The following is a 13,927-nucleotide window of genomic DNA, read 5'->3' on the forward strand; positions in this document are numbered from 1 at the left end:
GAACCGTTGTACCGCTTCTTTTGCGAATCCATGGCCCGTCGCCAATCCTTTCACCGCTTTTTCTTGTTGGGTTCAAACCCCAAGAGATCGTGTTTTGCCGGTGGTCGGTTACTGGCGAATCTGGTTTTGCTGGCGGCTTTGGTTCAAGTCTTCCCCGCTAGCGTCGCATTTTCGAACGCAAGGGTAGCCGACAACGACTCCTGTGCGGTCGCCGTCGACGCTCACGAAATGCAGTCGTGGGTAACACAGCCCATCGGCCCCGCTCGGGTGATGCTTTCGGAATCCACGGATCCCGAGCATTCGCTGGGTGGTTTGGGAAGCTGGACCGTAGCTTCACCTTCGACGCCCACCTTGCGACTTTGCGAGAAACAGAACAGCGTTGGCATGGCTTGCCGACCTGTTTTGACACTCGTGGACATGAACGTGCGATTGCAGATCTAGGAACGCTTTGCGTTTCGATCGATCTCACTCCAAGTACGTTTTTTATCCTACGAAAGTCAAACCTATGTCTGCGCGCATCAAGTCAAACCAATCCAAGAAACAAGCGACCAACACCAGTCCCGTCGCCAGTAACCCCAACGCCTCGCCGCCAAAGCAATCCCTCAGCCCCGCACTGCAACGCGCCTTGGGATTGATCCAAAAGAACGACTACGCCGGCGCCGCGAATTCGCTGTCCGCCGCAGGACGCGATCCGCAAGTCCGCAACACGCTGGGCGTTTGCCTGATGCGGATGGGGCGGGTCGATGCAGCGGTGGACACGCTTCGATCGCTGGTGCTGATGCCGGGAACTTTGATCGAGCGCTGCGATGTCAGCAACGCAGCCAAACGCAATTTCGCGACTGCGCTACTGATGAAGGGACTCCCCAGCGGTGCCCTTTCCGTACTCGCCGAAATTCATGAACCGGAAAACCTGATGGCAATTCGGCTGCACGCGGCGATCAAGCAGTGGGAAAAGTCGCTGCCGTGGCTCCGCCGACTCGATTGGAAGATCAACGGAATCGAGCCCTCCCATTGTTGTGTACCACTTGATTTCGAGCCCGGTGAGTTTGATTTTGAGGTGAATCCCAAAAGTCCCATCAAGCCAGGAAAGTCCAGCAAAGGTTCTCTGAAGCTGGCTGCATAAGCAGTCTCGCCAAAGCATCACAACACAAAACGCGGCGCAATCCGATCTGCCAAATCAATGACTCATTGGCAGGTCGATTGTTGCCGCGTTTTTCTGTTCTGATATTGGTCACCGCTGTCCGCGCTGCGAACATCGATCCGTTGCCGACCATGCTTCTGATACATTGGCGAAGGAGTGTCACATCTGCACGCGACTCAATTGCCCGCCCGAAAATCCAGTCAGCGACACTGCGCGTAGGGACTCGAGTCATCCCGAATGCCATGAACTCACCTTCATTTCCACGAGAAATCCATGCAGTCGCCACTACCACTCCAAATCGAATCCATCGACACTCGACCCTGGTGGAGACAACTCACGTCTTATCACTGGTTTGTGTTTGTGATGGCAGCGCTTGCATGGCTGTTTGATTGCCTCGATCAACAAATTTTCATCCTCTTCCGCGATACGGCGCTCACGAATTTGATGCCCGAGGGCGCGAATGTGAAAACGTTTGGCGGTTATGCCACGTCAATCTTTGTGGCCGGCTGGGCTACGGGCGGACTGATCTTCGGTTCGTTAGGGGATCGGATCGGGCGAGCGAAGACGTTGACGATCACGGTATTGCTTTACTCCGTCTTCACAGGCTTGTCGGCATTGTCAACTTCGTGGATCGACTTCGCCATTTACCGATTCATCACCGGCTTGGGCGTCGGTGGCGTCTTCGGTTTAGCAGTCGCCCTGACCGCCGACACGCTGCCGACGGGCGCAAGAACGTGGGCGCTCGGCGTGCTACAAGCGTTGTCCGCGATTGGCAACGTGGCGGCTGGCTTGATCAGCATGTACATGGGCACGCTGATCTCTGCCGAACGGATCACGTCAGATCAAGCGTGGAAATATGCGTTCTTGATCGGCGCGATTCCGGCGTTTCTGTGTGTGTTCATTCAATTGCGATTGAAGGAACCGGAAAAGTGGGTCAAGGCTCGCGAGGCCGGACTTTTGACGGGTGCTAAGTTTGGTTCGTATGCGTCGTTACTTGGCCCCGGCCGATGGCGAAAGCCGGCTTTGTTGGGAATGCTGTTGTGCATTGCTGGCGTCATCGGACTTTGGGGAATTGGATTCTTTGCGCCCGAATTGGTCGGCGACGTCATTCAAACATCGTTGAAAGAGAAAGGGTTAAGCGATACCGAAATCGTTAGCCAAACGACGTACTATAAAGGACTCAACAGCATCATCCAAAACGTGGGCGCGTTCTTGGGCATGCTGTCGTTTGCGTACGTGGCGCAGCGAACCGGACGAAGGTTCGCTTTCGCCATCGCGTTCGTGGGCGCGTTCTTGGCCACCAATTTGTACTTCCGCATGTTCCAAGGTGTCGACCAGTTGTGGATGAGCGGCGTGATGGGCTTTTTCCAGTTGGCGTTGTTCGCGGGGTTCGCCATCTATTTGCCGGAACTGTTTCCGACGAGGCTGCGCAGTACCGGCACAAGCTTTTGTTACAACGTCGGCCGATTCTTGGCCGCCACAGGCCCCTTCACGCTTGGCATCTTGCAACAAAAATTGGGCGAATCGGCGATTGCCAACCTTCCGCAAACGGCTGACGCGGCGGCCCGCGCTGCGGCCCGTTTATCAGCATTCCGCGACGCGACCAGCTATGTCAGTCTGGTCTTCATCGTCGGCTTGGTCGTTGTCTATTTTCTTCCCGAGACAAAGGGACAACCGCTTCCCGAAGATGATTAAGAAGTCGCATTGGTCTGCGATGGGCTTCCCATTTCCTGCGGTGAATCGATTCGAAGCAACCGACGCAGCATCGGTGCCGTGATCAACGTGGTCGCGATCGCCATCACGACCATCATGCAGAAAACGGAATCGGGAATGACGCCAAGATCACGGCCGATGTTCACCGCAATCAATCCCATCAGCGCTCGAGTGTTCATCATGATGGCCACGCTTGCGCTGTCTCGCCACGTCAGTCCGCCCATACGTGCTGCGACACCGCAACCGACGACTTTACCCACCGTTGCGACGATCACGACCAGCCCGCACACCACCCATAAGAACATCGAGTCAAGCGTACCGATATTCGTGCGAAGTCCGGTATAGGTAAAGAACACGGGCAGAAAGAAGACGGTCACGAATTCTTCCAACCGAACACGAATGGCCGTTTGCAACGCGTGCTGATCACACAACGATGCGCCCAGCACGAACGGACCGAAGATCGAAAAAATCCCGATCCAGTTTGTAAAAACAGCCGACGCCAGGACCAGCAACAACACCACCGAAAACGGAACCAGTGGTAATGCTCCGCCGTGCCGCGTCAACACGCTTTGGCTCCATCGAACGACGATTGGTCGGACGACGAAGAAAACAGTCGCGATAAATATCGCCGTGCAACCCAACATCTGTAGCAGCGGCATCAGAGCAAACGAACCGTGCACTGCGGCGCTGACCGCGGCCAACAACATCCAACCAATTGCGTCGTCAATCGCGGCAGCCGAAATCGTTAGCACGCCCAGTGGCGTCTGTGTGATTCTAAATTCCATCATGATGCGTCCCAGTATCGGGATCGCCGTGATCGAAAGAGCCGTCGCGGTAAACAGAATGAATCCGGGCCGACTGTATTCCGCGGCGACTTCGGAATGAATGCAGTACGCCAAGAACGCCCCCAAACCGAACGGCAACACAATCCCAGCGAGCGCAACGCCTGCCGCGGTGCGGCCGATCGTTCGCAGGTGACCGAAGTCGAATTCCAGACCCACAATGAACATCAAAAAAATCAGTCCCAGTTGGCCCAGAACCATGAATATTTCGGAGGTTTCGCTTGGAAAGGTCTGCGCCGATAGCTGGGGACTCAGACGCCCGAAACACGACGGACCAAGCAGCAGACCGGCGGCGATCTCACCGACGACTTGCGGCTGCCCCCACCATCGAAAGATCCAACCGCCCACACGTGCCGCTGCAATGATGATGATCAGTTGCAGAATCACCTGCAGCAGCAACGATTCGCTGTTCAAGTTGCCCAAAAACATAGGAGAGCTGAACCGTAATAGGGATGTCGTTTATGTGATGTATCGCCACTCGCGTCATTGTGTTGCCGGGCAAAGTGTCCCTTTGATCAGAATGGCCAAAACATTGGAATCAAAACCACCGCGACGCACCCAAGGATCACATTAAGCGGAGCTCCTATTCGCAAGTAGTCGGTGAAGCGATAGCCGCCTGGCCCGTAAACCATCATGTTCGTTTGATAGCCGATCGGAGTCATGAAGCTGGCAGATGCCGCGAGCGTCAGTCCGATCAAAAACGGACGTGCGTCCACGCCGTACAACCGCGCCAGCTCAATGCAAAACGGAAACAGCAGCACCGCCGCAGCGTTGTTGGTAATCACTTCCGTCAAGAGCGATGCGAAACAGTAGAGAATCGCGAGTGCGGCCAGCGGTCCAAGCGACCCGGTGGCGCCGACGATGCCGTTGGCAATGGTCGTTGCGGCTCCGGAATTCTGCATTGCCGCGCCGACGCCGAACGAGGCAGCAATCGCAATCAGCAATTGCCACTCGATACTTTGCCGCGCACCGTCGGATGACAGACATCGCAACGCGACCATCGACACAGCCGCCAAAGCGGTGGCAATCGCAATCGGGACGATACCGGTCGTCATCAAAACCATCAGCACCGCAAAGACGGCAACCGCGATCCGCGCCCGCTCGCGGCGCAGCGGACGCCACTGGTCGACCATGCTGACCATATAAAACGCCGGATCGTGGCGGTGCAATTGCACAAAGTCTGGCCGAGTTTGCAACAACAACGTGTCACCGGGCTGCAGAATGATATCACCCAACTTTCCTTCGATACGTTTTCCGAACCGATGAACCGCAAGCACGACGGCGCCAAATCGAGACCGGAACCCGGCGTCTCGGATCGACGTGCCATTCAGCGACGAGTTTTGCGACACCACGACTTCGCACATCCGTCGATCGCGTTTCTCGCTTGCCGACAATTCGGCATTCGAGTCCACGACGGGAACCAAACCGCTGATCTTCTCAAGCTCGATAATACCGCTTACGACCCCTGCAAAGATAAGGTGATCACCGGCTTCGATTCGGTCCTCTGGACGTACCGGTGTGATCGTTTCAGTTCCTCGCTCGATTTCGATCAGGAACAGTGCTGGCAATTGCCGCAGACCACCCGCTTCGACCGATTTGCCACTCAATCGACAGTTCGCCTCGACGCTCATTTCGATCAAATAGTCTCGTCGCGATTCGCCGAATCGCTCCATCAACTCGGCCCGTTCGGGCAACAATTTTCCGCCAAGGAAGTATAGATAGAACGCACCCACGATCGCGTAGGGAACGCCCACCTTGCCGAGTTCCAACAGGCTCATGCCGGGCATTCCGTTTTCGACCATCAATCCATTGACGACCAAGTTGGTGGAAGTGCCGATCACCGTGCAGGTCCCACCGAGGATCGTCAGATACGACAAGGGGATCAGCAACTTGGACGGCGAGACCCCGTTGCGGCGGCACCAATCCATGACGATGGGCACAAACATTGCCACGATCGGTGTATTGTTCAGTAGCGCCGACATCGGCATGACCACCATCGACAATCGGAGCAGCGCATTGCGTTGTGTCTTTGCTTTTCCAAGAACATGGTGTCCGACTTGATCGAGCACTCCGGTTTCGCGCAGCCCTGCAACGACGACGAACAAAAAGGCGACCGTCAGAACTCCCGAGTTGCTAAATCCAGAGAACGCTTCTTCGGGCGAAATGATACCCGCTGCCGCAAATAATGCTGTCGCTGCAACGAACAAGATATCCGTCGGAGCGAGGTTCTTCATCAACGCAACAAGCAGCAACCCAACGACGCTGAGCGTGAACCAACCTTCGTAGCTCATGGGCTTGCGATATTCTCGCCCCTATCCTTTGCTGCATCACGACTTCGCCAAGCAAGGTACGAAACGACGATGCAAACCAGTGGAAATACAACAAAAACGAAGCCCCACTTGGCCGTTGTCGCCCACGGCAACAACTGTGACGCAGCAATCAAGATTGTCGTGTAGCTGACGTAGAGCAAGAACATCACGACACCTTCGGCGCGACTGACGGTTGCCTGACTGATGAAGATTGGCCAGCACAGCAATGCGGTCAACACCATCACGCTGCCATCGAACCAAAGAACGTCCGGCGAAACAGGGACTCCGGATTTCGACACGATCGAGGCTGTCGCCAACACCATCAGCAAGTTGAAGACGTTGCTGCCGACCACGTTTCCGACCGCAATGTCGCGCTGTCCCTTGATCGCAGCGACGATCGACGTTGCCAACTCTGGAAGCGAAGTTCCTGCTGCAACGATCGTCAGTCCGATCACGATGTCGCTGACGCCCCATGACCGAGCAATCGTCGTCGCCGAATCCACCAACAACTTGGCTCCCCAAACGAGCAACGCCAGACCAGCGAACAACAGAACGACATTGAGCACCAACGTCCGCAACGACGGCTTGGTGGACGCGTCTAGCGGATCGATGTTCTTTTGAGATTCCCGTCGACCAGCACGAATCAGCCATCCGGTGTAAAGCACGAACGCCAGCAACATGCACGCGCCTTCCCATCGCTCGATCACGCCATTGAGAGCGGCCAGCCAAGCCAAGACCGAAACCGCGATCATGATTGGCACGTCCAACCGGACAAGCTGGGACGAGACCGACAGGGGAACGATCGCGGCCGAGAGACCCAAAATCAACAGCACGTTAAAGATATTGCTGCCGACCACATTCCCCAGTGCGATCGCCGAGTCGCCTTTGAGACTCGATACCGCGGACACGGCTAACTCCGGCGCACTGGTCCCGAACGCCACCACCGTCAGACCGATGACCAAGGGTGAGATTTTCGCAACCTCTGCCAGGCTGACCGCTCCTCGAACCAGCAACTCGGCTCCGACGACAAGAATCACCAAACCAAGCAACAGAGAAAGGTAGACCATGAAGCGGTAAAAATAACCTCGATCGGAGTTTGAATTTCGAATGGAAAGATCAGTTTAGTAACTGTTGTTGGCCTGGATAGCTGGCATCACGTTGAAACAGACCGTTCGTTCTTCCCGTTGTGACCGGCCATCTGCCCGTCCGATCCGCCGTCCCGCCCAGACTTTTTTCGCCGTGAAACACAATCGGTGTAGAGCCGTTTCGGGAAACTTCGTATGGGTGACGTCGCCGATGTGCGCTGCGGCAGGAAGTTGTCCCGTGGCGCCACGTTTCCGATGCTCTTACACCCAGGCAGCGGTCAACGATGACCCAACCAACCAATCGATGCCCCGATCAGGCGATCTGCGAATTTGACCCGCGTTTGCGTCCAAGGCGTGAACCGGCAATCGGCCGATTCTGGTTCGCCAAGAGCATGCTCGTGCTGCTGGCGCTAGCATGTTCGTCGACGAGCAACCGCTGCGCCGCTCAATACTCGACGATTCAGTATCCGAGCGTCCAATATCCGACCTCGCAGCCTGTGATCACGAGCTATCCCAGTTCCTCGTACCCAACATCTTCGTACCCAACATCTTCGTACCCAACATCTTCGTACCCCAGCTCGTCGTATCCAGTCGTTTCGTATCCAGGCTCACAGCCGGTGATCACCAGCTATCCCAGTTCAACCTATCCCGCCGCCCAGTCGTATCCCACGGCTTCGTCGGTCATCAGCCAACCGATCCGCTCGTCGGTCGTGACGCACCCCACCCGCGTCTGGTCAGATTCCGGCAATACGGCTTCGACATCGACGGTATCCGAATCGCCCATCGACGCATCGCAATCGACCAACCGTCAACGCGACGATGATCGCGACTTAGCCCAAAACCCGCTGACACGATTGGCAAGTACACGAGACTACGACTCGCCGCGTTATGACTCCCAGCGCCGTGATCGCTACTCGCACATGAACGAGTCCCGACCTTGGCCGGTCGAACCGCCCTCGCCCTACGGTTCATCGCAAATCGAATCGGCGCGGCAAAGCGAGGCACGATTTCGCAGCATCGCGCAGTCCACGTCACCGACGACGGCCACCGTCGCCGATGAGAACGCAGACTTGGCCCAGCAGTGGATCGACCTAGCGACGGCATACAACAACTTGTCGCAGCGGGTCGATGAAGCCAACACTCAACTGCGATCCACTCAGCGAGACTTCGACGATGTGAACTCGAAGATCACACACTATGGCCTGACGCCAACGGTGGGGCTGTTGCTTCGTCACAAGAAAGAGCAACTCGACCTTTGGCAGGTCCAGGATTCACAAACGCTTTACACCAGTTCCGAACTCGGACGGTCGCGGCAAAAACAACTCGAACTGGAAATGGTTCGCCATGACGGCAGCGACCCGACCGGACAAGCCAAGGAAATCCTGACCAGTGCGGGGCTGCACGCCAACAACCCCGAACGCAGTACGCTGTCGGCACAGATCCAAAACTTGCTGGACCAGCGGCGCAGTTGGCTGTCGTCTTTGCAACAGGGCTACCAAGACTATCAACACAAACTCAGCGAGCTCGATTCGGCCAGCACCGAATCGGCAAAGTTGACCGATGAATATCGACAACTGATCGATCGACACGTCACTTGGATTCGCAGCGGCGACCCGCTTGCGTTTCGAGATCTGCGGAACTTGAAAAGCGGCATCGCGGCCCTGTTCGATTCACGACGCAGTCAAGACTTCGGCTATTCCTTCGGCCAAAAGTGGGAAGCCAACCCCGTCAGCGGCATCGGACTGATCGCGACGATTTTGGTCGTCATCCTGGTTCGACTGTTCGCGCGATCATGGTTGGTCAGCATCGGCAACCGCAAGAAGATGAAGGATGCGAGTGACAATTCCCGCAAAGTTGTTGCCGGTCTTTTGACGACGCTGCTGGCATCGCTGTACCCGTACATGCTGTATGCGATCGGAAACTGGTTGAGCACCGGTGTCGTATCGGAATCAACGCTGCACGCTGCAAGTGGTTTCTTTGCTGCCAGTTTGGTGGCGTTGGGCGTCGAGGTTCCGCGGCAATTGCTTCGCACATCGGGATACATCGACAAGCACGTCGATATCACACTACCCGGACGCGAACGCGCCTTCACGTATTTGACCCTGATCGGTTTCGGATTGGTTTTAGCGGCCTACGTTGTGACGCTGATGGGGCTGATCGATCGAGGCATGTGGCGAGACTCGGTCGCCCGATTCGGGTTCATTGCCGCGTTATCGTTGGTTGCTTGGACCGCCCACCGGGCACTGCGACCCAACGGCGGATACCTGGAACCGTTGATCGCCAAGTTTGGCGGCAAAGTGATTCATCGAGTTCGATACGTGCTGTACATCGCCGGCATTGGGTTTCCGTTGGCGATGATCGCCCTTTCGTCGCTAGGCTATGGCTTCACCGCGAATGAGTTGATCAAGCGAGCCATCATCACGATGTCGGCCCTATCGATCGCCGCAACCGTTTGGGCGGGTGTCAAGATCGTGTCGGCTCATCTGTGGCAAATGCTGACCGGATCAACGCCTCCGCCGCCTAAGCACGATGCTTACGGCCCGATCGACGCGCCGAACGAATCCGAAGTGGGCATCCTGGGCGAACACTTCTTGGAACTCAAACATCACCTAGCGTTCCTTTGTCAGTGCGCGCTGGTTCTGGGCGCGATCGCGTGCATCGGATGGATGTGGTTGGACGTTTTCCCGAACGCTCGAATGGGAAACCCGGTTGTTTGGACGATCCAAGACACGATCACCGAAACGTCGCTGGATGCAACGGGCGACACCATCACCAATACGATTGTTACGCCACGACCGGTGACAGCCTTTCACTTGTTGTTGGCCGTGGGAACTCTGTTCATTGCGTTTCAAGTTGCCAAACTGTTGCCGGCGTTGTTCGACGCCTTGGTACTGCAACGAGTCTCGTTCGACGAAGGCATGGAACACTTTACGTTGGTGATGGGCCGGTGCCTATTGTTCGGAATCGGATGCTTGATCGCGTGTACATTGATCGGTGTTCGTTGGCAAACGATCCAGTGGCTTGCCGTCGGGTTGATGGTTGGACTTGGATTCGGATTGCAGGATATGGTCCGCAACCTTTTCGGCGGCTTGATCGTGTTATTCGAAAAACCCGCGCGACTGGGCGACTTCATCTCCGTCGGCAAAGTGACCGGACGCGTCGCGGCGCAGAAATTTCGCACCACGGTGCTGTCGGACGACGACGGTCGTGAAGTGATCGTGCCCAACAAAAACTTTGTCAGCGAAGAAGTCGTCAATTGGATGGGCGCAGGTCGGTTGAGTGTGATTCCGATCGAAGTCGCCGTCACGCGAGACGAACGCCCCGCCGACATCTGCCGCACGCTTCAGGAATTGATCATCGACCAACCCGATGTGCTGCTAACACCGGCCCCTCAGGCCACATTGGTGTGTGTCGGCAAACGGTCCCAGCGCATTGAACTTCGTGCTTGGATCGAAGACGGGAGCGATGCCTCGCGATTCCGCGACAGCCTGCTGACAACGGTTCGGAGATTCTTGGACCAGAAAAAGTGGCTAGCCAGTGTCCAGCCCTCGCAACCATCGATGCGAGACCTGGAAAACAGCGACTCACATGGTTCTCGCCGTTCGCCGATCGGGGGCAACCGAAAACGTTCCGCCTAGGAACGACGCTGTTGATGCCGATTGGTTAGACTGATCCTTGACCCATTTACCTTGGTTGAGGACGTGCCGTGTATCGACTTTTTGCTTTAGCGTATTTGACATTCTCAGTTGTCACGGGCGCATCGGCCCAGCAGCCGAACATCGTTTTCATGATCGCCGACGATTGCACGTTTCGTGACATCGGATGCTATGGCGGCCAGGCGTATACGCCGAATATCGACAAACTGGCCGGCGAAGGCATGCGGTTCACAAGGTGTTTCCAATCGGCGCCAATGTGTTCGCCGACGCGACACAACATTTACACCGGTCTGTATCCCGTCACTAGCGGCGCGTATCCCAATCACACGCGTGTCGAACCGGGTATCAAGACCGTTGCCACCTACATGAAAGATCTCGGCTATCGCGTGGCCCATAGCGGAAAGGGACACGTGGGACCGGCAACCGCGTTCGACTGGGAAGAGATCCCAGGCAAATCGAATCCCGATTTTGACAAAGTCGATCAGTTCGTCGGCCAATGCGCGGATTCGAAAACGCCGTTTTGTTTGATGTTGTGTTCAAACGAACCGCACACACCTTGGAACAAGGGCGACGCCTCGCGATATCCGCCGGAACGAATTAAGCTGCCACCGTATTTCGTCGACACACCGGAGACTCGCCAGGGTATGTCGAACTACTTGGCCGAGATCACTTACTATGACGGTCAAGTCGGTGAAGCGATCGATGTGATTGACAAACACGGGTTGGCCGGACAAACGTTGCTGGTCGTCGTCAGCGAACAAGGCAGTTCGATGCCGTTTGCGAAATGGACTTGCTATGACAACGGGTTGCAGTCCGCCATGATCGCCCGCTGGCCGGGCCACATCCAACCGGGCACCGTCAACCCAGCAATGATTGAATACGTGGACCTGTTACCGACGTTCGTCGAAGCGGGTGGCGGAATACCTATCGAAGCGTTCCAGGGTCAAAGCCTGATACCCGTCTTTGCCGGCAAACAAGATCACAAGCATCACGTCTTCGGCATCATGACCACGCGAGGCATCAACAACGGTTCTGATCATTTCGGAATTCGTTCCGTCCGATCTGAAACCCACAAGCTGATTCGCAACTTGACACCGGATCAAATCTTCAAGAACGCTTGCACCCAGTCCAGCGAATTCAAAAGCTGGGTCGCGAAAGCCGATACCGGTGATCGCGACGCGGCCGAAAAAGTGCGAAAGTACCAGCGCCGACCAGAATTCGAACTCTACAATGTCGTAGCGGATCCGATGGAGATGGATAACCTCGCCGACGAATCCGAGTACGCCGATGTGGTCGCATCGCTGCGATCCGAACTGGATCAATGGATGGAACGCTGTGGCGACGAAGGGCAGCCAACCGAGATGCGGGCGATGGAGCACATGGGCCGCGGATCGAGAAAGAAGGCGAAGTGACGCGGCTCCAACGTTTCAAATCAGATTCCAGCAGAAACCTGATCGGATGCCCCCATTGAATGCTTACACACTATCCGTCGTGATGTTGTTCACTTGGTTGACTGTCGTGTCCGCGGATGACTTAGTGCACATCGACCGAGGCGGTGTTCGCGTGGGTGTCGATCGCGGGAAGGGTGCCGCGATCACGTGGCTGTCTTGGCCTGGGCACCCGACCAACGTGGTCAACGTGGCGGACCCCGGACGACTGATTCAACAATCCTATTACGCGGGGGCTTCGCTTGATCGACGTGCCGAAGGCCAAAGCCCGGCGTGGAGCCCATGGACGTGGAATCCGATTCAAGGTGGCGGCGTTGGGTCTTGGGCTCGCGTTGTCGATGCGAAGGTGACCGACGGAGTTCTGTACAGCGAAACGATCCCGAAACTCTGGGACATGCCCAGCGAAGAAGCAGGCGCCGTGATGCGTCAATGGACGGCGTTCGAACCGGCGATGGATGGCGTCATCGTGGTGACTTGCCAATTGACGTGTCAGCGAGACGATCGCGATGCATGGGGCCCGCCAAAACCGCGTCACCAGGAATTGCCGGCATGCTATTTCACGCGTCGATTTGATCAAGCGAAAAGCTATTTGGGGAACAACCAATGGCGCGACGAGAACCATCCGCCGGGTCCACCGTGGGGCAAGGCCAATCCACCTCTAGCCGCTATGGCTTGCTTTGAACCCGATGGCCAGGGCGTTGCTGTGTATAGCCCGGTGTCGAAAGGCCATTGGAATTTTGGTCCTCACGGAACGGGCGATAGCGACAACCCGTCGGATGGACCATGCATGCATCTGGCACCGATCCAATCGGTGACGTTGTCGCCCAAGTCCGTGTTCCGATATCGCTACTGGATCATCACGGGCGATGCTGAAGCACTGTCCGATCGACTCGATCAGTTGATCACTTTGTACTGCAAGGAATCGTTTGAACTCACGCGGTAGATGCTGACGCATCGCCATCGTTACCCCGGAAAATTGCCGATTAGAAACTAAATGCAGCCATCGAGTCTCTGGCTTGCTAGAATTTCAACCGATGTTAGTTCTTCCTCGTTCGAAACGAATCGCCCCATTACGAGCGACGTAACAGGAATGCGCGTTCATAGCGAATACGTGGCGACCTCGAATTCCAACTGTCGCACTCTCGATGCATCGGTGCTTCCATGAAATGCCTCCTTACGATCCTGACTTTTTTCGTGAGCCTTGCCCCTTTGCGGCCATGTTTTGGACAGGATGTGCGAGATGCAAAACCAGATGGACGTGACACCCAAGTTGAAGCGGCGTCTCTACTTGGAACCCTCCGAGATAACCTAGCAGCCTGTTGAAAAAGGCAACGATGGCCTTCGCGAGAAAACGATGGTCGACCGTTGGATTCGTGATGAGTCGACAAACAAGTCCTTGTTTGTTCGGCGATTGCATGAAACCATCACGCACGATGGAAAGACGTCGTCAAAAAAGTCGAAACGCGACCGGTATTTCGAGAGGACATCAAGTGGGCGAAATTCATGGCGTCTATATCCCGCAGTAAATCCACGGTGAAAAAGTTATTCAGGACGCGGACGTCGAGGGGGCGACGGAACTCTATGACGCGAGCTTTCGATGGATGGATGCCAAGGAAGGTGAGTTTGATGAATTACTCTTTACGATGGATGTACTTTCGGACCTAAAAAAGATCGATGAACTGCTGAACTTCGATGAACTGAAAGACGTGTCGACATCACGTGAATGAGCCAAC

The 13,927-nt window shown here is 55.9% G+C and carries 10 protein-coding genes; 7 read left to right on the top strand and 3 right to left on the bottom strand.

The window, feature by feature from the left end; all coding sequences use genetic code 11:
- Positions 1–30: 30 nt before the first annotated feature.
- From Poly51_RS12410 to Poly51_RS12420, 3 genes are all read left to right on the top strand, one after another.
- Positions 31–441, top strand: coding sequence for a hypothetical protein (locus Poly51_RS12410; protein WP_146457910.1), 411 nt, complete (start codon positions 31–33; stop codon positions 439–441).
- A 64-nt stretch (positions 442–505) separates the two neighbouring features.
- Entirely contained in the window at positions 506–1,123 is a 618-nt protein-coding gene (locus Poly51_RS12415; RefSeq protein WP_146457912.1) for a tetratricopeptide repeat protein, read from the top strand.
- 291 nt (positions 1,124–1,414) lie between these two features.
- Positions 1,415–2,836: an MFS transporter gene (locus tag Poly51_RS12420; protein ID WP_146457914.1), complete on the top strand. Its 1,422-nt coding sequence runs from the start codon at positions 1,415–1,417 to the stop codon at positions 2,834–2,836.
- On the opposite strand, the gene Poly51_RS12425 is transcribed toward Poly51_RS12420, so the two are convergent.
- The 3 genes from Poly51_RS12425 to Poly51_RS12435 all read right to left on the bottom strand — a co-directional run bounded on the left by Poly51_RS12425 (position 2,833) and on the right by Poly51_RS12435 (position 7,072).
- Entirely contained in the window at positions 2,833–4,125 is a 1,293-nt protein-coding gene (locus tag Poly51_RS12425) for a cation:proton antiporter (protein ID WP_146457916.1), read from the bottom strand. The two genes, Poly51_RS12420 and Poly51_RS12425, sit on opposite strands and share 4 nt — an antisense overlap.
- Positions 4,126–4,211: 86 nt before the next feature.
- The gene (locus tag Poly51_RS12430; RefSeq protein WP_146457918.1) at positions 4,212–5,987 is read right to left on the bottom strand and encodes an SLC13 family permease; all 1,776 of its coding nucleotides are present in this window, start codon (positions 5,985–5,987) and stop codon (positions 4,212–4,214) included.
- Positions 5,984–7,072 carry a calcium/sodium antiporter gene (locus Poly51_RS12435; protein ID WP_146457920.1) on the bottom strand — a complete coding sequence of 363 codons (1,089 nt, stop codon included), beginning with the start codon at positions 7,070–7,072 and terminating at the stop codon, positions 5,984–5,986. The genes Poly51_RS12430 and Poly51_RS12435 overlap by 4 nt, the downstream gene beginning before the upstream one ends.
- A gap of 302 nt (positions 7,073–7,374) precedes the next feature.
- On the opposite strand from Poly51_RS12435, the gene Poly51_RS12440 reads away from it, so the two are divergent.
- From Poly51_RS12440 to Poly51_RS31590, 4 genes are all read left to right on the top strand, one after another.
- Positions 7,375–10,728 (top strand): mechanosensitive ion channel domain-containing protein, encoded by a 3,354-nt coding sequence (locus Poly51_RS12440; protein WP_246114449.1) that lies wholly within the window; start codon positions 7,375–7,377, stop codon positions 10,726–10,728.
- A gap of 68 nt (positions 10,729–10,796) precedes the next feature.
- Positions 10,797–12,158 carry a sulfatase family protein gene (locus tag Poly51_RS12445; RefSeq protein ID WP_246114450.1) on the top strand — a complete coding sequence of 454 codons (1,362 nt, stop codon included), beginning with the start codon at positions 10,797–10,799 and terminating at the stop codon, positions 12,156–12,158.
- 46 nt (positions 12,159–12,204) lie between these two features.
- Complete coding sequence (locus tag Poly51_RS12450) at positions 12,205–13,137, top strand: hypothetical protein (RefSeq protein WP_246114451.1); 933 nt, start codon at positions 12,205–12,207, stop codon at positions 13,135–13,137.
- A gap of 658 nt (positions 13,138–13,795) precedes the next feature.
- A complete protein-coding gene (locus Poly51_RS31590) occupies positions 13,796–13,921 on the top strand; it encodes a hypothetical protein (protein WP_261344116.1) in 126 nt (41 codons plus the stop codon).
- Positions 13,922–13,927: the final 6 nt, after the last annotated feature.

Origin of the sequence: Rubripirellula tenax, from assembly GCF_007860125.1 — a bacterium.
Taxonomy (GTDB): Bacteria; Planctomycetota; Planctomycetia; order Pirellulales; family Pirellulaceae; genus Rubripirellula; species Rubripirellula tenax.

What these genes read in the sequence shown, in the direction of transcription:
- Poly51_RS12410 (WP_146457910.1), top strand. Translation starts at nt 31, where the DNA reads ATGGCCCGTCGCCAATCCTTTCACCGCTTTTTCTTGTTGGGTTCAAAC.
- Poly51_RS12415 (WP_146457912.1), top strand. Translation starts at nt 506, where the DNA reads ATGTCTGCGCGCATCAAGTCAAACCAATCCAAGAAACAAGCGACCAAC.
- Poly51_RS12420 (WP_146457914.1), top strand. Translation starts at nt 1,415, where the DNA reads ATGCAGTCGCCACTACCACTCCAAATCGAATCCATCGACACTCGACCC.
- Poly51_RS12425 (WP_146457916.1), bottom strand. Translation starts at nt 4,125, where the DNA reads ATGTTTTTGGGCAACTTGAACAGCGAATCGTTGCTGCTGCAGGTGATT.
- Poly51_RS12430 (WP_146457918.1), bottom strand. Translation starts at nt 5,987, where the DNA reads ATGAGCTACGAAGGTTGGTTCACGCTCAGCGTCGTTGGGTTGCTGCTT.
- Poly51_RS12435 (WP_146457920.1), bottom strand. Translation starts at nt 7,072, where the DNA reads ATGGTCTACCTTTCTCTGTTGCTTGGTTTGGTGATTCTTGTCGTCGGA.
- Poly51_RS12440 (WP_246114449.1), top strand. Translation starts at nt 7,375, where the DNA reads ATGACCCAACCAACCAATCGATGCCCCGATCAGGCGATCTGCGAATTT.
- Poly51_RS12450 (WP_246114451.1), top strand. Translation starts at nt 12,205, where the DNA reads ATGCCCCCATTGAATGCTTACACACTATCCGTCGTGATGTTGTTCACT.
- Poly51_RS31590 (WP_261344116.1), top strand. Translation starts at nt 13,796, where the DNA reads ATGGATGCCAAGGAAGGTGAGTTTGATGAATTACTCTTTACGATGGAT.